The sequence below is a fragment of the Amycolatopsis ponsaeliensis genome (assembly GCF_030182635.1).
Lineage (GTDB): Bacteria > Actinomycetota > Actinomycetes > Mycobacteriales > Pseudonocardiaceae > Amycolatopsis > Amycolatopsis ponsaeliensis.
This window is the reverse complement of record NZ_JAPZLD010000083.1, coordinates 1-22395: the sequence shown is the minus strand read 5'-3', so window position 1 is coordinate 22395 and position 22395 is coordinate 1. Positions and strand designations below refer to the sequence as shown.

Sequence of the window (22395 nt, the reverse complement as noted above, 5' to 3'; positions counted from 1 at the left end):
GTTCCCCTCAGATTGCGGTGATGAGCTGCTTGGCGTAGATGTCGAAATCGGCGTTGGTGCGATTGCTCTGCCACAGCAGCCACAGGCCCAGGTTCGGGACCAGGAGCGGGTGTGGCGTCTGGTTGATCTGGACGTTGGTGATCAGGCGCTGCGCGTTCGCCCAGCCACCGCTGATCGTGCTGCGCCGGCGCAGCACGAGATCGATGACGCTGGTGGAGAGCAGCCGGGCGTTGACGAGGTAGACGGTGCCGTCGGCATCGCGCACCAACGTCGGAAAGCCGTCGATGGTGTCCGAGTCGGCGATGTGGCTGGTCGTCCACGTGCCGTTGCTGCACGCGGCGATGCCCAGCCCGGCGCTGCCGTCGTCGTAGCAGACGAGTGCGTCGGTGGCGCTGAGCGCGAGCACGAACACGTCCAGCGCGCCGGTCGCCGCCGTGTTGAACGTGAAGTCGATGACGGGCGGGTCCTGCGGGTTCGTCGTGGCGGGCACCGGGTTGAACCGCAGCGTCTGGAGTTTCGTGCCGTCGGCGTAGGCCACCCACACGACACCGCCCGCCGCGGCGCAGTGCAGGTTCCGCTGGGTGAGGCCGGTCGCGGACAGCGCCACCGGTGCCCCGTCCAGGAAGGTGTTGTCCGTGTGCCGGTAGCGCCGGTAGAACCACTGTTTCAGCGTGGAACTGCTCTGATGGGTGAAGAACACGACCTGGTCCCCGGCGATCGCCGCGCGCGCGGCCTGGTCGGCGACGGGATTGGCGGTGTTCGCCACCGGCTGTTCGGCCAGGGTGCCGATGGTGGCCAGCGGGCCACGCTTCATCATCACGTCGGTGCCGGTCTGGTCGAACCCCCCGGTCTGGTAGGCGACGAGGACGTCGCCGTTGGGCAACGCGACGGCGGCCGGCTCCAGGTGCGCACCACCGCTGGTGATCGCGGGCGCGGTGGTGAAATTGAGTTCGGGATGGGCCGGGTCGAGCCGGGCGGCGAGGATCTGGTTGGTGCCCCCACTGCGCGCGGACTGCCAGACGGCGACCAGACCGCCGTTCGCGTCCACCACGCTGGCCTTGTTCAGCACGTCCAGCCCGGTGGCCGGCGACACCGGGATGTCCTGGCTGGCCGGCAGCTGACCGGTCAGCAGGGCGTTGATCGTGTCGCGCAGGTTCACCTTGGGCCGGTTGCGGCCCTGCCGGTAGTCGGCGGCCGTACCGCCGAGCATGTCTTCCGCCAGGGTGCTCGGCGCCATCTGGAGGCTGCGGGGCCGCAGGTCGGTCAGTGCCGGCAGGAGGATCGCCGGGGCGCCGGCCTGCCGGGCCAGCTGGGCCAGCGGCAGGTAGGAGTGCCCGGCGGTGAAGTCACCGTCCCCGCTGACCGGGACCGTCGTGCCGCCCACCCGGACCCGCACCGCCCACTCCCGCTTGAGCCGCACGCTCGTCTCGACGCCGACGAACGGGTCGACCAGCGAACCGTCCTCCGTGGAGGTCACCTCCCGGTCCCACACGTCGAGGTACACCAGGTCCGACCGGGTGCCGCTGGACGGCGCGGCAAGCGGCGCCACCACGGGCACGCCCCACGCGGCGGCCAGCGCGCTGTTGGCGTACAGCGGCTGGGAACCGTAGGCCGACCGTCCTTCCTGGACGGCGTCCCGGCCGTCGGCCAGGCAGCGCCCCGCGTGCTCCGGCGTGCCGTCTCCCCCGGTGATGACGAAGTCGTCGCCGGCACCGGCGGACGCGACGACCCTGGTCGCCGACGCGTTGATCGCGGAGACCACACTGGCGGCCGTCGCGGCGCCGGCGGAGAACGTGACGGTCTCCGGTGCGGCGCCGTCAGCGGTGATCACCAGCGTCATGCCGGCGGTCAGCGGGAACGGCTCGGTCGCCTCACCGGTGAGCCGCGCGGGCGCCAGCCGGCGACCGGCCTGCTGGTTCGGCGCGGTGAAGCCGAGTACGGCCGCGGCCGTGGAGTGCGTCAGGTCCACGCTCACCGTCGAGTTGGCGGGCGCGGACGTCGTCGACGTCAGCCGGATCGTGTTCACGCCACCACCGGCGGCCGCCGCGATCCGGAAACCGTCGTTGCCGGCCGGGACACCGTCGCCGACGAACCACTTGAGGAACGCCTGGACCTCGAAGCGCCGGATGTCCTCCAGCTCGTTCCAGTCGGCGTCCACCAGCGGCACGCCCTGCTGCAGGCGAACACCGACGTAGTGCTTGACGCGGTCGAACGTGCTGCGTGAAAAGTCACCCACGATGACCCCCCTCTGCGATGGTCTTGCCGGTTCGCGGCGTGATGAAAACGGCTCTCGTCGTCACCGGTGCGAAGCCGGCGAGCACCCCGGCCAGCCGGTCGGTGGTCGCCTTGACCTGTGCCGGATCGGTGACGGTCGGCGTGAGGTAGAGCCCGACGGTGTCCCGCGAGACGTGCACGTCGTTGTCGCGCCGGCCGTTGGTGCCGGTGTCGTAGGTGTAGGTCTGGAAATCGTCGAACGCCCCGCGCCGCTTCAGTTTCTGCTCGCCACCGGTGTCCACCGTGGTCGTTCCCGCGTAGCGGTTGTCCAGCGTCGCGGTCGCGCCGAACTCGCTGCTGGCGTACGGGATGCTCGCGTTGGAGCGGTGCACGAGCAGGGTGCCGGTGCCCAGGTCGACCGCCAGCGGGCCGCGTCGCGCGTACGGGCCGTCGACCACCAGCTGGTTCGTGCCCCAAGTGAGGGTGCTGACGGCCAGGGAGTTGCGGACGATGGTCCAGCCACCGTTCTGGGTGGAGCTGAAGAACAGTTCGATGTCACCGGTCGCGGTCACCAGCGGGGCCGGCTGCCGGTCGTGGTAGGCGGTCGTCGTCTTCGGCAGGGACCGGACCGGCGACCAGTCCGACACGTTCGGGTCGAGGCCCTGCTTGACGCGGTGGACGATGCTCCACCGGGTCTGGCCGGCCGGACCGCCCGGTTCGTGCCGCGCCCAGAACAACCACAGCCGCTGGGTCGTGCTGGTCGGGTGGAACAGCACGTACAGGTCGTCCTCGACCCTGGTGTCCGCGCCGCCGTCCGAGGGCAGGGTGGCGGGTGTGGTCAGCTGCCACATCGTGCCGTTGTGCCGGTTGTAGCGGACCTGCCAACCGCCCGCCACGAGTTCCAGCCAGAACAGCCAGACGCCACCGGCGTTGTCGGCCACGGCGGCCGGCAGCCGCCGCTGCGTCCCCGGATCGCCGAACATCGAGGGCGCCGACCAGATCTCGCCGGTCCGGGTGGCGGTCGAGATCTGCCAGCCCGACGCGGGATCGTAGGTCTGCCAGAACAGCCGCAGCAGGCTGCCCTGCACCGCGGCGGCCGGATTCTTGTCGATGCCGGGCCGGTCGACGACCGGCACGCTGGGCTGCCACTCGCCGTCGGCGAACCGCTTGGCCCAGATGTCCCAGCCGTGCTGCCGCAGCGTGTGGAAGAAGACCAGCGTCGAGCCGTCGGTGTCGCGGACCGCGGCGGGGCGGCCGTCGTAGGCGAAGTTGACCGACGCCAGCGCGGCATCCGACCAGGTGCCGGTGGCGTCTCGCAACGTGGAGAACAGGTTCAGCCGCTCCGGCTGGTTGCTGCGCGCGACGTTGTGCACGAACTCCTTGGTGCGGTTGGCCCACCCGGTGACCCGGGCGACGGTCGCGTCCAGCGTCGGCACGCCGCCCACGGTCGGGTAGAGGCGGGGCGCGTAGCGGATCTCGTTGCGCTGCGCGCCGACCGGCAGCCGCGAGTCGGTCGGCCAGCCGATCCACTGAGCCAGGAGCGGCAGCAGCCGGCCGTCGACCCGATCGGTGTCCAGGAAGCCCAGCGCGGCCCGGTTGAGGCTGTACAGCCGATCCAGTTCGGCGCCGGGCAGGTCCAGGAACCCGCGTAGCTGCCCGGGATCGGTGACCGGTGACTGCCCGGGCCGCAGCGCGGGCGGGCGTTCGGCGTCGTAGCGGCGGTAGATCGCCGGCAGCAGGGCGTGGAGCCGGCCGGCGAAGTCGTAGGAGGCCGTGGCCATCGCCTCGGCGGCGTTGTGCGGGTCGGGGTCGTACACCGGCGGGCTCCCGGTGAACGGGAACAGTGTGTAGTAGTAGACGTGCTCGCCGAGCAGGCCGGTGTCGGTGGCCGTGGTGATCCCGTTGCCCTGCGCCACGAGCACGCCGTCCTCCGGCTTCACCGGATGGGTGTGCTCCGCCCGGACCACCCGGACGTTCACCGGGTGCTTCGGATCCGGGAACGACCAGGACAGGTCGATCCGGTTGCCGTCGCTGTGCGCGGTCGCGGTGATGCCGAGGAGACGCATCGTCACCGGCCTCCTTGGTCGACCAGCACCACGTTCAGGCCCAGGGCGTAGGCGGACACGGTGGGAACGATCGGCACCTCGTTCGGGCCGAGCACGATCGTGCCGTGCGGTTCCACGGCGGGAGTCGTCACGTCACCGCGGCGGAACTCGGTGATGTTGACGAACTGGACACCCGGCACGTTCTGGCTGTCCTCGTAGAACCGGCTCAGGTACACGGACTGGCCGAAGTCGACGTTGTCGAACGCGAGCAGCGCGGCCGCGGCCTGCCGGACCGCGGCGAGGACGTCGGCGGCCACGAAAAAACTCCGCACCGCGATCTCGGCCGTCACGAAGATCGGCACGTAGTCCACATCGGACACTTCGACGATCTGGCTGAGCATCCGCTTGTCCTCGAAGTAGCCGATCAGACCGGCTTCCAGCACGTCGCTGACCTTGCCGCCGCCCTCCGGCGCGATGTAGAGCGTGATCGTGTTCCAGCCGGTGGCGGCGGCCCGCACCTTGCCGACGCCCTTGTAACTCAGCGCCAGCGCCTCGTAGTCGGCTCCGGTGACGGCGCGGCGCAGCGAGCGGAACACCGACGGTGCCTGGGCGACGGCGTGGGTGACGGTCTCCCGCTCGGCACCGCCGGTCGCGGGCGCCGGGTTGGTCACCGTCGCGCCCAGCAGGGCGAGGGTGGGCGCGTCGGCGATGGTGGTGATCGTGCCCGCCGCAACGTTGCCGGCCTGGCCGCCGCCGGTGCGGTAGGTGGCCGTGATCAGGGCTCCCTGCCGCGGGACCACACCGAAGCCGCCGTCTCCGAAGATGACCTCGGCCTGGTCGTTCCCGTCGACCTCGACCACGTAGTCGTGCTGCCCGGCCTGGCTGAACGCCAAGGTGTCCCGCCGGGTCCACACGTCGACCGTGCCGGCCAGTTCGGTGCGCACGATGATGTCCTGGCCGGTCGGCTGGGCGACGTCGGGCCTGCCGAGCAGGACGCCGGGGTGGGTCAGCGGGAAGCGCTGGTTCGGGGTGCCGTCGGACGTGCCGAGCACCTCGCGGTCGACCAGCCTGCCCTCCTGCACCGACAGTCCGGTGAACACCTTTCGGCCGGTCGACGGATCGGCCGTGATCGTGCTGAAGTCGATCACCAGCGGCGAGTCCCTGGTGTACTCGAAGCGGGCAGCCGGCCGGTCCTGCCCGCTCTTCGTCGCGAACGCGGTGCCCTTGGCCAGCGTCACCGTCGACGTCACCGACCCGGGCACGGTCACCGTCAGGTCGGCCGCGGCCGCGGCGGCCGTGCCCAGCTCGTAGCCGATCAGCCGCAGGTGTTCGATCACGCTGCGCCGGGTCTGCGCCGTACCGAGGAAGCTCTCGTTCGCGACGCGGTCCTGGTAGTAGCTGAGGATGTCGCCGATGTGCGCGAACAGCTGCAGCAGGACGTTGCCGAAGTCGGCCTCGTTGGTGAAGTCCGTCCACTGGGCCAGTTTCCGTGGAATCTGGTCGCGCATGGCCTGCAGCAGGCTCTCGTAGTCCCGAGCCGCGTAGTCGATGACCGGCTGGCCGTTCACCTGAACGATGTCCACCATCACGCTCCCCTATCTGAAGTGGACCCGAAGTGCCTGCGGCGCGAGGTCCTTGCGGCGCACGTAGGACACCTCCACGGTCAGCGCCTCGTCCGCCGAGCTGACGTCGACGCCGGCCACGGCCAGTTCGTCGCCCAGCCACCGGGTCAGTGCCTGACCGATGGAGAACTCGACGGCGGCGGCCATGATCGCGTTGTCCGGATCGAACACGAGGTTGAACAGGCCACAGCCGAAGTCCGGCCGGTTCACCCGTTCCCCCTGCGCGGTGAACAGCACCTGGAGCACCTTGCCGCGCAACTGGACGGCGTCGTCGTCGACCGGCCGGATCGACCCGGTCACGTCGACGCCGAACGGGAACTCGAACCCGGTCACCATCCGGCCCACTCCCTCACTCCGCACATGTCACGAAGTCCTGGCCCTGCGCCGCGACCGACGACGCCGCCGCCGTCGGTGCCGGCCCGCAGGTGTCGAAGCCGTCGCCGTCGAGCAGGACCTCGACGCCGTCGACGGTCAGCAGGCCGCTGCCCGCTCCGCTGCTCGGTGAGCCCGCCCCCAGCGGCGTGTCCAGGAACGACACCGGCGAATTCGGCGCCGGACCCGGCGCGCTGAAGTCCTTGCCGCTCAGCGGGCCGTGACCGCCGGTCGCCGTCTCGGTGGGGCCGAGGGAACTGCCACTGGTCACCAGGGCCACCGGCGTGCCGCCGATCGAGACGAAGCCGCTCAGCTGTGCGGTGACCGACCCGTTGTAGGCGAACTTCCCGGTACCGAGGTAGGGACTGCCCTGGGCGTTGGTGCCGGACACGTTGTGCAGGTCGGTGCCGGTCACCGGATCTCCCTTCACCACGACGAGCTTTCCCATGGTTCAGCCCTTCTTGAGGTCGATGCTGGCGCAGACGATCTCCACCGGCTGGCCCGCGGCGTCGATCTTGAACGGGACCACGGCGGTCAGGGTCATGGCTTCGGCGGTCATCTCGATCGAGTTGCCCTTGGCGTCGGTGACCGTGATGCCGTCCTGGTCCAGGACCACGAGATGCCCCTGCGCGCCTTCGCGGATGATGATCGACTCGGCACCGTCCTTGTCCTCGAACTGGACGGTGTGCCCCTTGCCGGTCCGGATGATCTTGGCGGTCGGCGGCTGCTGGACCTCGCCGGACTCGGTGCCGTCGGCCTGCTGCGGCTTGGGTACCTGGCTGCCCGGCTCGGGTTTCGCCCAGTACGTGCCGACCCAGATCGGGAACTCCAGATCACCTTCCTCGAACTCCACCCACACCCCCGCCTCGAGGTCCGGGACGAACAGGACGCCTTGGTCGGCGGCGCCGCCGTAGGGCGCGCACGGCGTCGCCCATCCGGTGACGACGTCGATGCCCAGCACGCTGGGTACCTGCAGGCGCAGCCGGCCGAGGCCGGCCGGGTCGTCGTTGTACTTCACGATCCCGCGGTACTTGCCGTAGTACCGGTGTTCCAGCTTGTCGGCCAGGCCGGCGACGACACGTTCCAGCGTCACGGCACGCTCACCCCGCCGCCGGTCACCACTGCGTTGCGCTTGACCCGGAACCGCTGGACGTAGCCGTCGTCGGTGAACCGGTGCGTGACGTGCGTGACGTAGTAGGTGCCGCTGTGCGTCTCGCCGATGCCGTTGATGACGACGGTCCGGCGCGGCAGCAGGATCGCGTCGTAGGAGTTCGCGGCCACCTCTCCCGCACCGGTCACGAACCATTCGTTGTCGTCGAACACGGCCTGGCACAGCGCCGCCATCTCGGCAGGACCGGTGGTCACCGTCTGTCCGATGAGGACCTGACCGGCCGTGATCCCGGCGGGCAGCACGTCGGCGGGCCGGTGGGCACCCAGTGCCGGCTGGTGACCGCTCTGCGCCGCCTCGACCCGCACCTCGCCGGTGCCGTGGTCGATCCCGGCCATCCCGACGGCCGCCGGGGTGAGCGCGTCGACCTCGACGCGGAACCGGTTGACGTTGGACTGCTCGCCGGCGTGCACGTTGAGCACGACCTGGTGCGCATCGTCCAGTGCGGGCGGCTGGAAGTAGCCGGTGTCGCCGTCGACGAAGCACTCGAACCCGTTGCGCCGCGCGAGCCGTTTCAGCAACCGGCTGTCGGTCTCCCGCTGGACGATCGTGCCGATGTCCTCGTCGTGGACGACGCCGGTGTCGGTGACCTGCGGCTTGAGACCGGCCTGCTCGAACAGCAGGGTCGCGACGTCGCTGTCCCGCATGTTCGGCCAGGTCGTCAGGACGTCGGCGCGGTCCATCAGCACGCCGGCGTCCATCCCCCAGATCGTCAGCACGCACTGTTCCAGGCCGGCACCGAACTCGGGGGCCACGTGGGTGATGTAGCCGGTGAACAGCTGCCGCGAGTCGCCCTGCAGGCCGGCCGTGATCGCGACCTTCGTCCAGACGGCGAACTGGTCGTCGTCCACGTAGGGCCACGAACCGTCGGCCTTCAGCAGCAGCGCGACGGTCAGCCGGACCATCCCGGTGAGCTGGTCGTCCAGCTCGATCTCGAGGCTGATCAGGTTGTCGGCCAGCCCCGGCACCTCGGCGCCGCCGAGCTCGATCAGCAGTTGGTCGGTGTTCACGTCAGCTCACCGCCGGCGGGATGACGATCTGCCGGCCCAGCTGGCCGCTGTCGGCCGGGAAGCCGACGGTGAAGCCGGCCGCCTTGATCACGTCGAGCACGGCGGTCACGTCGAGGTCGGTCCGGTTGTACGTGACCACGACGGTGTCGCCCGTCACGGCCACCGTGTCGACGCCGACGGTCGCCGACAGCGCCGCCCGCAGCGCCGCCCACGGTGGCGTGCCGGCGGCCGTCACCGGGAACCGCGTGGTGACCAGGGGTTCCTGGCCCAGCAGGGCGAGCGGGGACAGGAAGTCCGGGTTCGCGTCGCACACGTGCCAGTACTGCAACGGCTGGCCGTAGAAGGTGAACGCGAGCTGGTCGAGGCGGTCGCCACTGTCCACAGTGTGCGTGAACGTGCCGGTCACCTCGGGCAGCGGCCGGAAGTCCTTCGCGGCCACGACCCTGCCGCGCGCGTCGACGACGGCGATGTCGGGCACCAGCCGGTACCGGGAAAGCTTGCTGAACACGTCACATCACCCCGGGACCACGACGTTCGCGGCGTCGGCGATGTTGGCCACGTTCAGCACGGACATCGCCTCCAGCATGGACTTCGAGTACAGGAAAGGCAGGTTCTTGCCCTCGATGACCGTCAGGTTCACCGAAACGGTCGCGCGGATCGGGTTGAGATCGGCGCTGAACTCGGTCTCGGTGATGCCCATCGTGGTGATGTTCACCGGCAGCACCCGCTTGCGGCCGAAGACGAACAGGATCATCGGCGGGTTCGGGCTCCTGGCGAAGCTGAACCCCTTCGACTTCCCCAGCAGCGCGGCGACCGCGCCGCCCAGGAGGCTCTCGTCCTTGGGCGCCACCATCAGTTCCAGCGTGGCGATCTGCGGTCCGATGCCGAACTGCTCGGTGACGCCGTCCCGGGCGTCGAGCTTGTCGGTGGCGTCCAGCCGGATGTCGAAGGCGATCGTCTGGTCCTGCACCGCGACCAGTTGCTGCTTCTGCAGCTCCAGCAGATCGCCGAATTCGGCGCGGGCCTGCCGGAGGCTGCGCTGCGGTACGGCGGCCGGCGCCGTACCGGCCGGCGTCGGACCGGGCACGCCGGGGAAGGCGAACGTGAGCGCGCGGCTGCGGGTCAACTGCACCGGGTTGAACTGGAACACGACGACCAGCGGTGGCACGCTCAGGCCGAACTCGACGAAGGCGCCCCGAAGGATCTTGGGCTTGTTCGGAAAACCGTCGCTCATGACTCCCCCGTCCGGACCGGAAGATCGGTCCACAACTTGCCGATCTTCGCGAACTCACCTTGCACAGCGAGCAGAATGTGCGACCGATGGATCACGCCGCCGTCGGCGGCGGCCAGGAACGCCGCGTTCACCGCGATGGTGCGGATGTTCGCGCCGGTGACGGCGAACCGCGCGGCCAGGTCGGCGAAGTCGACGTCCGGTGCCAGTGGCGCGCCGGGCGGGATCACCGCCTGCCAGATGCGGCGCCGGTCCTCGGCCTCCGGGAACGGGAACTCCACGACGAACCGGATGCGCCGCAGGAACGCGTCGTCCATGTTCTGCCGGAGGTTGGTCGCGAGCACGACGATCCCCTCGTACTCCTCGATGCGCTGCAGCAGATAGCTGGTCTCGATGTTGGCGTACCGGTCGTGCGCGTCGCTCACCTCGGTGCGCTTGCCGAACAGCGCGTCGGCCTCGTCGAAGAACAGGACGGCGTTGCTGCTCGCCGCCGCCTCGAAGATCCGGGCCAGGTTGCGTTCGGTCTCGCCGATGTACTTGCTGACCACCCCGGCCAGGTCCACTGTGTACAGATCGAGGTCCAGGTCGCCGGCGAGCACCTCGGCGGCCATCGTCTTGCCGGTCCCCGGCCCGCCGCTGAACAGCACGGTCAGGCCGGTGCCACGGCTGAGTTTCGTGCCGAAGCCCCAGTCGTTCAGCACCCGCTGCCGGTGCACGACCTGGTCGCGGATGTCGCGCAGCCGGCCGACGCGGTCGGCCGGCAGGACGAGGTCGTCCCAGCCGGCCCGGCAGTTCGCCTTGACCGCGGCCCCGCCCAGGGTCCGCGCGGACTGCTGCCGGCAGGCGGCCGCGACGTCGGCGAGCGTGAGGGCACGCGGCCGCGGCTGCGCCAGCCGCAGGTCGTCGGCCAGGCGAACGGCGGCCCGGATGCGGGCCGGCGGCAGGCGGTAGCGGCCGGCGAGTTCGGCCGCCCACTCGGCGGCGGCATCGGTGTGCGTGGCCAGGTGCCGGTTCCAGAGCTCGACGGCACGGTCGGCGTCGGGCAAGGGCACGGCGATCGGGTGGACGTCCAGCGTGCCGGCCCAGTCCGCCTCGCCGGTGAGGAAGACCGGCCGGGAATGGTCCTCGATTGCCGAGCGCAGCGCGGGCTCGTGCATCGGCGCCAGGTCGGCGATGTGCACGGCCGCGTCGCGCAGCAGGGCGTCGCGGAACGTCAGCCGGATCAGCTCGGCGGCGTCCCGCTCGGGCAGGGTCGCGGCGTTCAGGCTGAGCAGCGGCAGGCCCATCCGGTGGCTCGCCCTGGCGGCCAGGTCGAGTTTGCCGGCACCGGCCGGGCCGTGCAGGTAGCACACGCGCGGCGAGAGCCGGACCAGGTGGCCGACCACGGGGTCCCCGGTCTCGGCGTCGGTGTCGGACAGCTGGTGGATCCGGGCGTGACCGGCCAGGCGCGGGTCCAGGCCGGTGGCGCCCAGCAGGAACTGGCGGATGTGCGGGTCCAGCACCAGGAACCGGGCCAGGTCTGCGGAGCCGGACGGGCTCTGCGGGTCGTCGACCGGCCGCAGGATGCCGTACCGCAGCAGCGGTGCCGTCGCGGTGAACAGGCCGGTGGCCGCCCACCGCCGCGGTTCGCCGTCACACAGCAGCTTCAGGATCAGGTCGACGCTGGGGCGCCGGCGGGTGATGTCGTCCTGCAGGTAGGCGTACACGCGATCGTATTTGTGGCGCAGCTCCGGGGCCAGGCAGACGACCACGGCACCGAGCTCGACGGCGGACAGCCCGAACAGGCGGCCGAGCGTGACCAGCGGTAGGTCATCGCCGGCCGCGACCCTCGCGTCGATCTCGAGGGACAACTGCTTCAGCGCGACACTCTCGATCGGCGGCATGACGTCCCTGCCGTCGGCCAGCAGCCAGTCGACCTCGTCCCGGGTGATGTAGACCGCCCGCGCCGGCTGGGTGTCCGGGAACTCCTCGTTGCGCAGCGACATCGACGTCAGGCGCGCGCCGATCAGCAGATCCAGCCGGCGGAGCTCGTCGGCCAGGTGTTCGACGGGGTCGCGGTAGGCCGTCATGGGGTGACCTCGAACAGGAACGTGCGCCGGGCCAACTTGGCGACGTCCACCCGCAGCTCGTAGAAGCCGGCGCTCAGCGCGGGCACCGCGGCGGTGAAGGAATCGGCGCTCAGGGGCTGGCTGGGCAGCACGGTCTGGTTGCCGACCGAGACCATGCCCCGCCAGCCGGCCAGGTGCGCACCGGTGAACGTGACGACGGTGCCCGCCGGGCCCGCGGCCGGCGTCATGCCGGTGACCACGGGCAGGTCCAGCGGCGCCCTGATCTCCGGCACGCCCACCGTGCGCACGCGGTTGGCCAGCGGGCGCTGCGCGGCGGGCAGCCGGTCGAGCTGGACGGTGGACACCTGGTACATCACCGACAGCCGGAACGGCTGGGAGAACGTGGTCCAGATGCCGCGCAGCTCCTCGGGGTCGAGCAGGTCGCCGGCGATCTGCAGGTGTTCCCTGGCGTCGGCGAGTCCTGGATCGAGGTAGATCGCGGGGACGACCGGATTCTCGTAGAACACCCGCATCGCCTCGCCGAGGATCTGGTGCGCGGTGGCGTTGCCCTCCAGCGGGTCGTTCGGTGCGTAGGACGTGAGCAGGTAGAACAGGTTGACCGACAGCGGCGCCGGCACCAGCTGGTTCGGGCTGCCGGCCTTGACGGTGAAGTCCTGGTTCTTCAGGAACTGGTTCTCGGCAAGCCTGTAGAGGAACAGGTTGACCCGCCTGGTCGTGCTCGCCTCGTCGGGCGCCAGGATCGTCACGTCCGGCGCGGGGTTCAGCCGCATCTCGCCGACCAGGAGGTTGCGCAGCGACGAGCTGACCATGCCGATCGCCGTGCCCGCGCTCATCGCACGATCCGGTTCGTCAGGCGGCCGAGGTTCCGGCGCTCCCAGAACGCGGGGACGGCGACGGCTTCGTCAGGCGCGTGCACCACGACGATCTGCGGTGGCGCGGACGGCTGCGCGACGACCGGCGGCGTCTCCACGACGGTGACGTCCCGCCTCGGGGTCTGGGTCTGCCGGTGCGGCGGCCGGTTGGAGGCCACCACGGACTGGACGGCACCCAGCCCGTGGTCCGGCTTCCACTCCGGTCGCACCGCCGGTGCCGCCGCGCGTAGCGTGCGGATCGGCCGGGGCGCAGCAGGGGTGCGGCCGGTCACCGGCGCGGGTCGCGGGGTCTCGGGGGGCCGTTCCGGACCGGACCGGGCGGCAGGCCGCGCCGAACCGACGGGCGTCGCCGTCGCGGCTACGGCAGGTTCCGGCCGGCCGGCCGGCGCGTCCTGCCGGCCGGCGAGCCCGAGGGGGCCGGGCCGCTCGGCCGGCGGGATCAGGTTCGACGTCGGCCGCGGGGAGCCGGAAGCCGGCGCGGATGTTCCCGGTGCCCCCGGACTCTGCGCCTGCGTCGCCGGCGGGGAGGGAGGCGCGGCGGTCGCCGGTTCCACCGCTCCGGCGTCGGCCGGCGGCACCTCCGCCACTCTCGCGTCGACCGGCCGTCGCGCCGGCTCGACAACAGTCGCGGCCGTCCCCGAGCGCACCGGTTCCGCCGCATTTGCGGTGGCCGGCGGTTCGATGGCGTGCTTCAGGTGATCGGACCAGCGTTCGGTCGCGTCCGAACCGTCCTCGCGGACCGGTGCCGGCGCGAACTCGAAGTCGTCCGTCTCCGCCAGCCAGTACGACCCGTCGTCCCACTCGGCGGTGCCCGGCGCGGCCGGGTGCTGCCGCACGTACCGGAAGCCACCGCGCGGCGGGCGTGGCGGAAAGGCGACCCGCACGCCGTTGTCGTCGGGTGCGCCGAGCAGTTCGCGGACGCCGGCCCGGAATCCGAACGGCCGCGATCCGTCGGCCAGCACACCGCGCAGGTAACCGTCAGGCGCCACTGTTGAGCACCTCGATCGTGTCGGCGAGCACGTCGATGTAGGTGTGCCGCTTGTCGCGGGTCATCGCCATGATCTCGCCCTCGCTCCAGTGGTAGTGGTAGGCCAGGTAATGCACTTCCTGGTAGAGCACGGTCGCGTCGGTGCGCAGCTCGCCGAAGAAGAACCGGTGGACGTCGAACGGCGCCACGAACGTCCGGCCGCACTCGGAGCATCGCGCGGCGAGGGTCTGCTCGACCTTCGGCGCCAGCTCCCGCATCCGTTCCTCGATCTCCAGCCGGGCGGCCGCCGGCAGTGCCGCCACGCGGTCGGGGTCCGGCGGGCGGTCCCCGATCCGCAGGACGCACCGGGACAGCAGTGCGGTCAGCGCCTCGGCCTCGTTGGCCGCGAGCCGCTCGGACAGCAGTTCCTGGTCGGCGCCGGTCGGCAGCCGGAACGCGACCTCCGTGCCGCCGGACAGCGTCATCGCGTACTGCGGCGCGCGGTCCGGCTGCTCGTCGACCGGTACGTCGGCGATCGAGAAGTCGACGGACATCTGTTCGCCGCACTCCGCCCACGGGCAGGTCAGGGCGGCCCGCACGACATCGCCGAACGTGGACTGCCGCAACCGGAGCAGCAGGTAGAGCCGGTCGGCGACGAGCAGGTGCCGGGTGACGTCCTGGGGCACCGGGCTGATCGCCCCCAGCCGGGCGACACAGCGGCTGAGCACGTCGGTCACCAGCGCCGCGGTGGGTGCTGCCGACCGGCGGGCCAGCAACTCCTCCTCGCGACCGGTGAGCGGCGCCAGCTCGAACTCGCGGTGCAGCACCCCGCCGGCGTCCCGGTAGCCGCCCGGCAACAGGTTCATCAGTTCTCCTTGACCTCGGTCACGGAGGTGTCCCGAACCCAGCCCTCGTTCTCCAGCTTGACCGTGCTGATCAGCACCGCGTTGCCACCGGCGTCCAGCTGGGGCAGCGCCTGGTACTCCGACACCCAGGCGCGGTAGACGTTGTACGCCAGCACCTTCTGACCGCCGAGGTTGTAGACCTCGATGGTGATGTCCTTGCGGAACGTGGCCAGCGACGTCGCGGCGTCGCCCTGGAAGTTGTTCACCTTGTTGGCCCAGTCCTCGAAGGTGGTGTCGTGGGTGACCCCCGCCTCCATGACGATCGGGTCGTACTTCGTCTTGCCGGGTATCTGGTGCGGACCGCTGGCGTCGCCGCCCTCGTACCACGGCGTGACCTCGGTGGTTTTCTTCAGGGCGCCGCACTTGTTCATGGCGGCCACGTACTGGCCGTCCACCTTGATCTTGAACCGGAACCCCAGGTAGGGGTCCAACCGTGCGGTGTTGACTGTGAACTTGGCCATCTGGCCGTACTCCTTTCGTTGCGCCGCAGCACTATCCGGAGGCCAAGCCGGCCTGCTGGCTGATCCTGACCACGACGAACTCGGCCGGCTTCAGCGGCGCGAAGCCCACCAGCACGTTGACCACGCCCGCGTCGATGTTGGCCTGCGTCGTGGTTTCCGCGTCGCACTTCACGAAGAAGGCCTGGGCCGGCGTCGCGCCCTGGAAGGCACCCTGGCGGAACAGCCCGGTCATGAAGGACCCGATGGCCAGCCGCAGCTGCGCCCACAGCGGTTCGTCGTTCGGCTCGAAGACGGCGAACTGGATACCGTTGTAGATGCTGACCCGCAGCATGATGGCGGTGCGGCGGACCGGAACGTAGCGCCACGACGGATCCGACGAGATGGTGCGGGCGCCGAACGCCACCACACCCGCGCCGGGGAACCGGCGGATGACATCGATACCTCTCGGGTTCAGATTGCCCTGGTCCACATCGGACAGTTCCACGGCCAGGCCGACGACGCCGTTGATGCTCGCCTCGGTGCCGGCCGGCGCCTTCCACACGCCGCGAGCCGCGTCGATCCGGGCGTAGAGGCCCGCGACGTGACCGGAGGGCGGCAGCAGGATCGGGTCCCTGGACTGGCCGGTCGGGTCGAGTGCCTTGACCCAGGGGAAGTACACCGCCCCGTAGGAGTTCGCCGTGGTGAGCTGGTTGCGGAACGCGGTCGCCTCGGCGACGGTGTCGTCGTGCGAACCGGTCTCACCGATGTAGAAGACGTCCTGCAGCGGCCGGTTGGCGGCGTAGGCCATGCCGAGATCGGCCATCGCCGGGGTGCTCTCCCCCGGCACCGCGAGCAGGCTGAAGTCGGTCACGCGGTCCAGCAGCGGGAAGGCGTTGCTGAAGTTCGTCTCGCTGATCGCGCCCGTGCCGTCGGATCCGGCCACCGCCGCGGTGACCGGTGCGGCCACGGCCGCGTCACCGACCTGGATCACGGCGGCGTTGGCGGGCCGCTGCACGGCGTTGCCGCTCTCCGACCGGCCACCGCCGCCGTCACCGAGCTTGAGCTGGATGGACGCGTCATTCGCGGCGGCGGGCTGCACCGCCACCGAGGACGTGGCCGTACCGGTGCCGGACTGCAGCACCAGCCGGGACTGCGCGCCGACGGTCTCCACCGAGCACGCGAAGGTGGTGAACGCCGCCGGGTCGGTGGACGTCTTCTTCTTGACCAGCAACCGCACCGCGGCCTGGATCGCGTCGCGGACATCGGTCAGCGCGGTCGTCGTGCCGGCGGCGGTGGGCAGGGTCACGGTCTGGAGCCCGTCACCGTCCACATTGATCCGGAAGCTGAGGTTGGTGTTCAGCGGCAGCACCGGGTTGACACCGCCGCGATGCACGCCGTGCTGCAGGCTGGCGGCGTTGGCCGGGAGCACCTGCACGTCGACCAGGGCGGAACCCTGACCGACCACGCCGACCACGTAGTCCGGCGAGCCCGGGTCGATGCTGAGGTTGTCGAACACCTCCAGCGGGACGATGCCGAGCGGATCATCGGGCAGCACGCTCGCGTTGTCCTGGCGGCGCACCGACAGTTTGAACAGGTTGCCGGGGTCCAGCGTGCCGTCCTCGATCTGCAGCAGCAGGGTGTTGCCCCAGGCGCCCTTGTTCTTGGCGCTGAAGGTGAAGCCGGCGATCGCGGCCCTGTTGTTCACCGTCACGCTCGCGACGGTGGCGTTGGAGCGGATGACCCGCACGATGTAGCACTGCCGGCCGCCGTTGTTGAAGTACTGGAACACGCTGTGCGCGAGGAAGCCGTCCGCGATGAACGAGCCGTAGGTGCGCTGGAAGCCCGTCCAGCTGGTCACCAGGGTGGGGCCGGTGTCCGGCCCCCTCTCGGCCAGCCCGACGAACGCGGCCGTCGACGTACTCGCGGTGTCCAGCGGTTTCACCCCGCCGGGCACTTCCTGGACGTAGACACCCGGATAGCTCAGGGTCGGCATGATCGTCTCCTCTCGCTCATTCGGTGGTGTCCGGACGTTTCCGGGAACGCGGGCGCTCCGGCTCCCGCGCCGGTTCGGCGGCGTCGTCGACCGACTCGAGGTGGATGAGTCCCCGCCTGCGCAGTTTCTCGACCTTGTCGCTGCCGGCGACCTCGACGTCGTGCACTTCGTCCGACTCCTGTCCTGGGGACAGGCGCACGGTCCGGCCGGTGCTCAGCGGCACCAAGATCGGGCCGGACACGAGCAGGCTCCTGATCCGCACGGCCATGTTCGTTCCTCCTCGTTTGGTTGTCAGCCCGGGTCGGCGGCCGACCGGAGCACGGCCGCCAGGTACTCCGGCCACCGCGCACCGGCGCCCCGCACCCGCTCGACGATCCGGCACACCCGGACCAACCCGAGCCGGTCGGTCGGATCGACGACCGCGACACCGAGCCGCGGGTTCTCCCACATCAGGTCGAGATAGCCGCACAGCGAATCCGGCTGCGACGCGGACAGCAACAGGACGTCGAACCCGGGACAGGACAGCGCTTCGGCTGCCTCCTCGGGCCCGCTCACGGAGCCCACGATCGTCATGTCGGTCCGCTCCCCCGCGATCCGCCGCACGATGTCGCAATCGAGCGCGACCATGTGCGTGATGAGAACTCGGATCGGACCCATCGGCGTTCACCACCTCGGACACCAAGTCTGCTGGCCGGTGCGGCGACCGTCATGAATCCCCGGGATCAGGCTTCGGTCTGCAAAGGATCCGAGTCAGCTGGATTCCGCCAGGACCCGCAACGGCGGCCGCGCGGTCTCGGTGCCCCACTGCCGGCCGCGGACTGCCGCCATCACCTGACCCCGGCCGCGGACACCCAGCTTCTCCAGGATGTTGTGCACGTGGTTCTTCGCGGTGGTGAGCTGGATCTGCAGCAGCCGGGCGATTTCCTTGTTCGAGTACCCGGACTCGATCAACGCGGCGATCTCCAGTTCACGGGACGTCAGGTTCACCAACGCCGCGGGACGGCGATCGCGAGCCAGCAGGGCCAACCGGCCCACCAGTCCGGCGGCGATGTCCGCCCCGCAGGTGAATTCGCCCCTGGTGGCCGATCGGAGCGTGCCGACGAGATCGGCGAAGCCGTGCTCGTTCGTCACGTAACCGGCGATCCCCGCCTCGGCGCACGCGATCACCTCGGCCGGCCGGTCCGGTATGCCCAGTACGACGCACGGCACCGCGGTGATCCCGGCCAGCCGGTGCAGCACGGTCAGTCCACGCTCACCGGCCATGTCCCCGGTCATGTCGAGCAGGATCACGTCGACGTCCGGCCGGTCCAGCAGGGGCATGGCGGTGTCGACGCCACCCGCCGTCCCGGTCAGGCGGATGCCGGGCTCGGCGTCGAGCAGGTGCGCCAGGCCTTCGACGTAGATGCGCACGGGTGAGATGACGACAACCCGCAACGTCGGTGGTGTCTCTTCCATGAGGCAGAACCCCCAGTCCCTGTAGGGATCACGCTGACACGAGCCGTCGACAATCCGTCGACAATCTCGCTACGCCCGATGCCGTTGCGGCGAACAGTTACCCCTGGTCGATGCAGTGTCGACGGATTGTCGAAGTGCTCGGGCGTTTCCGGCACGATCCCGACCGGCGAACAGCAGCGCGAGCGAAATCCCCGGTGTGGCGACGGCCGCGGACAGGATGTTCGCCCGCTCGGCCGAGGATGCAGGCAGGACCGCAGCCGACCGGAAGGCGACCCCGAAAGCCGTACGGGCACGGGAATCGTGGCTGCCGCACCTCGCCGGCAGGAGACCCGGAACGTGCCCATCCAGTGAACTTCCGGTGACAGGCGCACTTCGTCGCCGTAGCCCGACCCGTGCCGGGGACCCGACGAAGGTCGGGATGTTCCGGACGGTGTGACACAAACCCGCACCGTTAAACAGTTTCGTCCTGGCGCAGGCACCTCGTGGCTTCTTCACTGTCACCGTGCCGTCGCCGTGCCCGCGCAGGGCGATGGCCGATTCCCGGTCCCCACGCGGAAGGAACACCCATGCGCCACCTCGTTTTCCGTGCCTGCGTCACGCTCGCCGTCCTGACCACCACGCTCGGACTGGTCGACGCGCCCGCCCACGCCACCACCACGGCCGAATCGTGCTCGCAGGCCGATCTGCCGCTGCCCGACCCGGCCTGCACCCCGGGCGCGAAGAACCCGGACGTCACCCAGGCCACCATCGGCTCGACGATCTGCGTCTCGGGCTGGACCGCGACGATCCGCCCGTCCACCAGCTACACCAACGGCTTGAAGAAGCAGGGCATCATCGACTACGGCTTCAGCGACACCAGCATGTCCGACTACGAAGAGGACCACTTCCTCCCCCTCGAGCTCGGCGGCGCACCCAAGGACCCGCGGAACCTCTGGCCCGAGCCGCACTCCGGGGACGAGAACTCCTACAGCAAGGACTCCGTCGAGAACGCGGTCAAGAAAGCGGTGTGCGCCCGCCAGGCCACCCTCTCCGCCGCCCAGAACGCCATGCTCGACAACTGGACCACCGCCAAGTCCGTCCTCGGCATCGGCTGACAAAGGTTCAGGCTCGCTTGAAGGAGGTGTAGATCTGGATGTCGCCGTCCTGTTCGCGAGCCTCGAACACGGGTAGCGGCGGGATCTCCACCGGAAGGTCATAGTGGACGACCTCCCCGTTCACCGCGAAGGTCGCGCCGTGGCAGGGACAGACCAGCTGCCGTTCGGGGTTCGCCAGCCGCAGTCGGCAGCCCAGGTGGGTGCAGGTCGAGGACACCGCGCGCAGGCCGTCCGGGGTCCGCTGGACGAAGCCGGTCACGGTGTCCAGCTCGAACTCGCGAAGGCCGCCGTCCGGTACGTCCTTGCTCGCCGCCACCGTTCGCCATTCGCCCGGCTCCTGCTCCGGCGGCGCAGGGGCCGGGCCGCGCACCAGGCGGTCGATCCCGACGCCCGCCGCGAGGGAGGCGGCGGCGACCCCGGCCGTGCGGACCACGCGCCGGCGGGTCCGGAGCCGGTCCGGTGGCGTGAGCTCGGCCGCCAGTTCGCGTCCGAGCCGGGCGACGAAAACGGGGGGCGGTTGTGCCTGAGCCGCACCCAGCCGGGCGGCCTGCAGCTCGATGGCCGCCCGCATCTGGGCCACCTGCTCGTCGTCCGGCCGGAACGGCTCCGGCGTGCGGTGCCCGAGGAGGCTGTCGGCGAAGCGATCGACGTCGTTCATGCCTGTTCCTCGATCCGTGCCGCGGCCTGCGCGGCGAGCCGCAACGCCCGGTGCTGGATCACCTTGACGTTGGCCAGGCTCACCCCCAGCTCGTTGGCGGCGTCCTGCAGGGAATAGGATTCCAGAAATCGTAATCGCAGGACTTTCCGGGCACGTTCGGGCAATTCGGCGAGTATCGCGTCGACCCGCCGGTCCGACGCCGGCGCCGCCGAACCGTTCACCGTCCGATAGCCGGCGTCGGGTATATCCGCAGTTTCGTCGAGGCCGATCGTGGTGACCTCACGCCCGAACAGGCGCCGCCAATGGGCGGCGAGCACCGTACGCGCCGTCGCCATCAAGTACGCGCGGATTTCCGCCGCGCTCGCGCTCCCCCGCAACGGTTTCAGCACGGCGAGGAACACCTCGCCCGTGAGATCCTCGGCGTCCGCGGGATTTCCCACCTTGCGCAACATCAGCCGGTACACCCAGACGACATTCTCCCGGTAAACGGTTTCCCAGTCCGGTTCGGACTTCCCCTCCATCGGGACTCCACATCCGTAGTTCCGATGGTTCCGCATCCTACTCGGCGCGTTCGCCCGCGGTACAGCCACAAGGACACGGACCCGATGTAACCCCCGTGCATACCTCTCGGCGAGGGGCCACCTTGATTTCTCCTCCGCGCCCCTGCCGGCGAGCGCGGGGACTGCCCGTTTCATGCGAGGAGCAATCATGATGAGCAAGCGCAAGGCCGCGACCGCGATGGCCGCGGCCGTGACACTGGGGGCGACCGTCGCGTTTTCCGGCGGATCCGAAGCCGTTGCCCAACAGGGAGGCGGCTTCCCCGACCGAGGCGACATCCGCTCTCTGCCACAGCCACTGAAAGACCGGCTCGCACTACTGGCCGGAAGACCGTCGACATTTCCGCCGATGACCGCGTTTTCCGAAGCACCGTCACCCAGTCAGTTATTCCAGTACTACCTGCTCGACACGAAGAACTTCCAACCGAACGTGTTCACGACGACCATTCCGGGCATCAACGACGGTGTCGCGCCGACGGCCACCGGGCCGAACCACGATCTGCCCACGCTCGGCGGGCTCCGGGTCGTCGTCGAACCCAAGCCCGGGCTGCCGACGGATCCCAACGACCCGGGTTCGTTCGTGGACATGTTCACCGACATCTCCGGCCTGTTCGTCATCAACAACGAATCCGGCTGGTACGAGGGCTGGATGATCCACGACCTCACGGTGCCGAACGTGGCGGCGCCGCGCGCGGACCGGCACGCCACCTTCGGGACGATCACCGCCGCGGACGCCGCGGCACTGGCGAAGGTGGGCGACCACCACGACATACCGGGCGCGGTCTTCACCACCGACGGCAAGGCGCCGCACGAGCCGTCCGCGAACGACCACTGGCCGGCCAAGGTGTCCAACCTCGTGCCGATCCAGCTGTCGCTGGGCGCCTACAACGCGACGCAACAGAGCGACATCCACTCCTACTGGGAGCTCAACCAGTACACCAACTGGGTGCCGCCGGCCTACGAACTCCCGTTCACCGGCGGGGTTCCCGGCACGTTCGAAAAGGGCAGGATCGGCGCGCTGTCCTCGATCGTGCCGGGCTCGGGTCCCTCGGGCGTGCAGAACAAGCCGCAGGTCGACGGCGACAACCCGAACATCCCGCGCGACCCGGACCGGCTGCTCAACACCAGCCCGGACGATCCGGACCGCCCGATGCCGAACAACGACGACCACAAGGAAACTCGGCTCCGGTTCGTCCCGAGCGGGCTGGGCAACGAAGTCATGCTGGACGTCTACGCGCGGCTCGCGTCCTTCGAGCCGTACGAACACAGCCTGAGCCAGCGCATCTTCGACGCCTACGCGGCCGAGGTCGCCCGGGTCGACGCCAACCACGACGGCATCGTCGACGCCGTCGAGGCGGACCTCGAAGGCACGTCCGACGGTGGCCAGTCGAACGACCGGCTGTTCCTGCCCGCGACGGCGTACAACCGCGTCGCGGTCACCCGGGAGATCAACGACGGGCTGCTTTCGCCGCGCTTCGCCCCCAGCCAGCGCGCGTGGGTGCTCAGCGGCGACATCGCCCGCGTGAGCCCGCCGGTCCCGGCGTCGATCCCGCAGGACGGCGACAACAGATAGCGATCAGTGGCTGAGGGGTGCACGTGGTGGGGGCGGGGGCACGCCCGCCCCCCCCCCCCCCCGGGGGGGGGGGGCCGGCACGCCGATGTCACAGCTCGTCGAACGCGCTGAGCGCGGCCTCGAGGTGCTCGCCCACCGCCGCGGGCATGT

22 protein-coding genes are annotated in these 22395 nt (G+C 70.3%); 2 read left to right on the top strand and 20 right to left on the bottom strand.

From position 1 onward, the window contains the following. Window positions 1-7: 7 nt before the first annotated feature. The 18 genes from QQ657_RS54005 to QQ657_RS53920 all read right to left on the bottom strand — a co-directional run bounded on the left by QQ657_RS54005 (window position 8) and on the right by QQ657_RS53920 (window position 18363). A complete protein-coding gene (locus QQ657_RS54005) occupies window positions 8-2236 on the bottom strand; it encodes a DUF6519 domain-containing protein (RefSeq protein ID WP_284750283.1) in 2229 nt (742 codons plus the stop codon). Continuing rightward, the gene (locus QQ657_RS54000) at window positions 2229-4286 is read right to left on the bottom strand and encodes a hypothetical protein (protein ID WP_284750282.1); all 2058 of its coding nucleotides are present in this window, start codon (window positions 4284-4286) and stop codon (window positions 2229-2231) included. The genes QQ657_RS54005 and QQ657_RS54000 overlap by 8 nt, the downstream gene beginning before the upstream one ends. Then, a complete protein-coding gene (locus QQ657_RS53995) occupies window positions 4283-5845 on the bottom strand; it encodes a baseplate J/gp47 family protein (protein WP_284750281.1) in 1563 nt (520 codons plus the stop codon). Before QQ657_RS53995 ends, QQ657_RS54000 begins: the two co-directional genes overlap by 4 nt. Window positions 5846-5854: 9 nt before the next feature. Then, window positions 5855-6217: a GPW/gp25 family protein gene (locus QQ657_RS53990; protein WP_284750280.1), complete on the bottom strand. Its 363-nt coding sequence runs from the start codon at window positions 6215-6217 to the stop codon at window positions 5855-5857. Window positions 6218-6230: 13 nt separating this feature from the next. Continuing rightward, a complete protein-coding gene (locus QQ657_RS53985) occupies window positions 6231-6701 on the bottom strand; it encodes a hypothetical protein (protein WP_284750279.1) in 471 nt (156 codons plus the stop codon). A 3-nt stretch (window positions 6702-6704) separates the two neighbouring features. After that, window positions 6705-7346: a phage baseplate assembly protein V gene (locus QQ657_RS53980; RefSeq protein ID WP_284750278.1), complete on the bottom strand. Its 642-nt coding sequence runs from the start codon at window positions 7344-7346 to the stop codon at window positions 6705-6707. After that, window positions 7343-8431 carry a phage late control D family protein gene (locus QQ657_RS53975; RefSeq protein ID WP_284750277.1) on the bottom strand — a complete coding sequence of 363 codons (1089 nt, stop codon included), beginning with the start codon at window positions 8429-8431 and terminating at the stop codon, window positions 7343-7345. The genes QQ657_RS53980 and QQ657_RS53975 overlap by 4 nt, the downstream gene beginning before the upstream one ends. A gap of 1 nt (window position 8432) precedes the next feature. Beyond that, complete coding sequence (locus QQ657_RS53970; RefSeq protein WP_284750276.1) at window positions 8433-8939, bottom strand: heavy-metal-associated domain-containing protein; 507 nt, start codon at window positions 8937-8939, stop codon at window positions 8433-8435. Between the two features lie 6 nt (window positions 8940-8945). Further along, window positions 8946-9665 (bottom strand): hypothetical protein, encoded by a 720-nt coding sequence (locus QQ657_RS53965; protein WP_284750275.1) that lies wholly within the window; start codon window positions 9663-9665, stop codon window positions 8946-8948. Then, a complete protein-coding gene (locus QQ657_RS53960) occupies window positions 9662-11731 on the bottom strand; it encodes an ATP-binding protein (protein WP_284750274.1) in 2070 nt (689 codons plus the stop codon). Before QQ657_RS53960 ends, QQ657_RS53965 begins: the two co-directional genes overlap by 4 nt. After that, window positions 11728-12564 carry a Pvc16 family protein gene (locus QQ657_RS53955; protein ID WP_284750273.1) on the bottom strand — a complete coding sequence of 279 codons (837 nt, stop codon included), beginning with the start codon at window positions 12562-12564 and terminating at the stop codon, window positions 11728-11730. Before QQ657_RS53955 ends, QQ657_RS53960 begins: the two co-directional genes overlap by 4 nt. Continuing rightward, a complete protein-coding gene (locus tag QQ657_RS53950) occupies window positions 12561-13592 on the bottom strand; it encodes a hypothetical protein (protein ID WP_284750272.1) in 1032 nt (343 codons plus the stop codon). Before QQ657_RS53950 ends, QQ657_RS53955 begins: the two co-directional genes overlap by 4 nt. Further along, entirely contained in the window at window positions 13582-14436 is an 855-nt protein-coding gene (locus tag QQ657_RS53945; RefSeq protein WP_284750271.1) for a T4 family baseplate hub assembly chaperone, read from the bottom strand. Before QQ657_RS53945 ends, QQ657_RS53950 begins: the two co-directional genes overlap by 11 nt. Next, window positions 14436-14936, bottom strand: coding sequence for a phage tail protein (locus QQ657_RS53940; protein ID WP_284750270.1), 501 nt, complete (start codon window positions 14934-14936; stop codon window positions 14436-14438). Before QQ657_RS53940 ends, QQ657_RS53945 begins: the two co-directional genes overlap by 1 nt. 31 nt (window positions 14937-14967) lie before the next feature. Beyond that, complete coding sequence (locus QQ657_RS53935) at window positions 14968-16908, bottom strand: phage tail sheath family protein (protein WP_284750269.1); 1941 nt, start codon at window positions 16906-16908, stop codon at window positions 14968-14970. Window positions 16909-16924: 16 nt separating this feature from the next. Beyond that, on the bottom strand, window positions 16925-17176 hold the full coding sequence (locus tag QQ657_RS53930; protein ID WP_284750268.1) for a hypothetical protein: 252 nt from the start codon (window positions 17174-17176) through the stop codon (window positions 16925-16927). A 23-nt stretch (window positions 17177-17199) separates the two neighbouring features. After that, window positions 17200-17565 carry a hypothetical protein gene (locus tag QQ657_RS53925; RefSeq protein ID WP_284750267.1) on the bottom strand — a complete coding sequence of 122 codons (366 nt, stop codon included), beginning with the start codon at window positions 17563-17565 and terminating at the stop codon, window positions 17200-17202. A 93-nt stretch (window positions 17566-17658) separates the two neighbouring features. Next, complete coding sequence (locus QQ657_RS53920) at window positions 17659-18363, bottom strand: LuxR C-terminal-related transcriptional regulator (protein ID WP_284750266.1); 705 nt, start codon at window positions 18361-18363, stop codon at window positions 17659-17661. A 566-nt stretch (window positions 18364-18929) separates the two neighbouring features. Between QQ657_RS53920 and QQ657_RS53915 the strand changes: the two genes are divergently transcribed. Continuing rightward, window positions 18930-19457, top strand: a complete 528-nt coding sequence (locus QQ657_RS53915) for a hypothetical protein (RefSeq protein WP_284750265.1) — start codon at window positions 18930-18932, stop codon at window positions 19455-19457. A gap of 7 nt (window positions 19458-19464) precedes the next feature. On the opposite strand, the gene QQ657_RS53910 is transcribed toward QQ657_RS53915, so the two are convergent. Then, entirely contained in the window at window positions 19465-20115 is a 651-nt protein-coding gene (locus QQ657_RS53910) for a Rieske (2Fe-2S) protein (RefSeq protein ID WP_284750264.1), read from the bottom strand. Continuing rightward, window positions 20112-20636, bottom strand: coding sequence for an RNA polymerase sigma factor (locus QQ657_RS53905; RefSeq protein ID WP_284750263.1), 525 nt, complete (start codon window positions 20634-20636; stop codon window positions 20112-20114). Before QQ657_RS53905 ends, QQ657_RS53910 begins: the two co-directional genes overlap by 4 nt. 385 nt (window positions 20637-21021) lie before the next feature. On the opposite strand from QQ657_RS53905, the gene QQ657_RS53900 reads away from it, so the two are divergent. Next, window positions 21022-22245: a hypothetical protein gene (locus tag QQ657_RS53900; RefSeq protein WP_284750262.1), complete on the top strand. Its 1224-nt coding sequence runs from the start codon at window positions 21022-21024 to the stop codon at window positions 22243-22245. The last annotated feature ends 150 nt before the right edge of the window (window positions 22246-22395 follow it).

Bases quoted from the DNA above. Each gene is read 5' to 3' on its own strand.
- QQ657_RS53960 (WP_284750274.1), bottom strand. From the start codon at position 11,731: ATGACGGCCTACCGCGACCCCGTCGAACACCTGGCCGACGAGCTCCGC.
- QQ657_RS53935 (WP_284750269.1), bottom strand. From the start codon at position 16,908: ATGCCGACCCTGAGCTATCCGGGTGTCTACGTCCAGGAAGTGCCCGGC.
- QQ657_RS53955 (WP_284750273.1), bottom strand. From the start codon at position 12,564: ATGAGCGCGGGCACGGCGATCGGCATGGTCAGCTCGTCGCTGCGCAAC.
- QQ657_RS53990 (WP_284750280.1), bottom strand. From the start codon at position 6,217: ATGGTGACCGGGTTCGAGTTCCCGTTCGGCGTCGACGTGACCGGGTCG.
- QQ657_RS53985 (WP_284750279.1), bottom strand. From the start codon at position 6,701: ATGGGAAAGCTCGTCGTGGTGAAGGGAGATCCGGTGACCGGCACCGAC.
- QQ657_RS53915 (WP_284750265.1), top strand. From the start codon at position 18,930: ATGCGCCACCTCGTTTTCCGTGCCTGCGTCACGCTCGCCGTCCTGACC.
- QQ657_RS53940 (WP_284750270.1), bottom strand. From the start codon at position 14,936: ATGGCCAAGTTCACAGTCAACACCGCACGGTTGGACCCCTACCTGGGG.
- QQ657_RS53920 (WP_284750266.1), bottom strand. From the start codon at position 18,363: ATGGAAGAGACACCACCGACGTTGCGGGTTGTCGTCATCTCACCCGTG.
- QQ657_RS53995 (WP_284750281.1), bottom strand. From the start codon at position 5,845: ATGGTGGACATCGTTCAGGTGAACGGCCAGCCGGTCATCGACTACGCG.
- QQ657_RS53945 (WP_284750271.1), bottom strand. From the start codon at position 14,436: ATGAACCTGTTGCCGGGCGGCTACCGGGACGCCGGCGGGGTGCTGCAC.
- QQ657_RS53930 (WP_284750268.1), bottom strand. From the start codon at position 17,176: ATGGCCGTGCGGATCAGGAGCCTGCTCGTGTCCGGCCCGATCTTGGTG.
- QQ657_RS53925 (WP_284750267.1), bottom strand. From the start codon at position 17,565: ATGGGTCCGATCCGAGTTCTCATCACGCACATGGTCGCGCTCGATTGC.
- QQ657_RS53910 (WP_284750264.1), bottom strand. From the start codon at position 20,115: ATGAACGACGTCGATCGCTTCGCCGACAGCCTCCTCGGGCACCGCACG.
- QQ657_RS53900 (WP_284750262.1), top strand. From the start codon at position 21,022: ATGACCGCGTTTTCCGAAGCACCGTCACCCAGTCAGTTATTCCAGTAC.
- QQ657_RS53905 (WP_284750263.1), bottom strand. From the start codon at position 20,636: ATGGAGGGGAAGTCCGAACCGGACTGGGAAACCGTTTACCGGGAGAAT.
- QQ657_RS53965 (WP_284750275.1), bottom strand. From the start codon at position 9,665: ATGAGCGACGGTTTTCCGAACAAGCCCAAGATCCTTCGGGGCGCCTTC.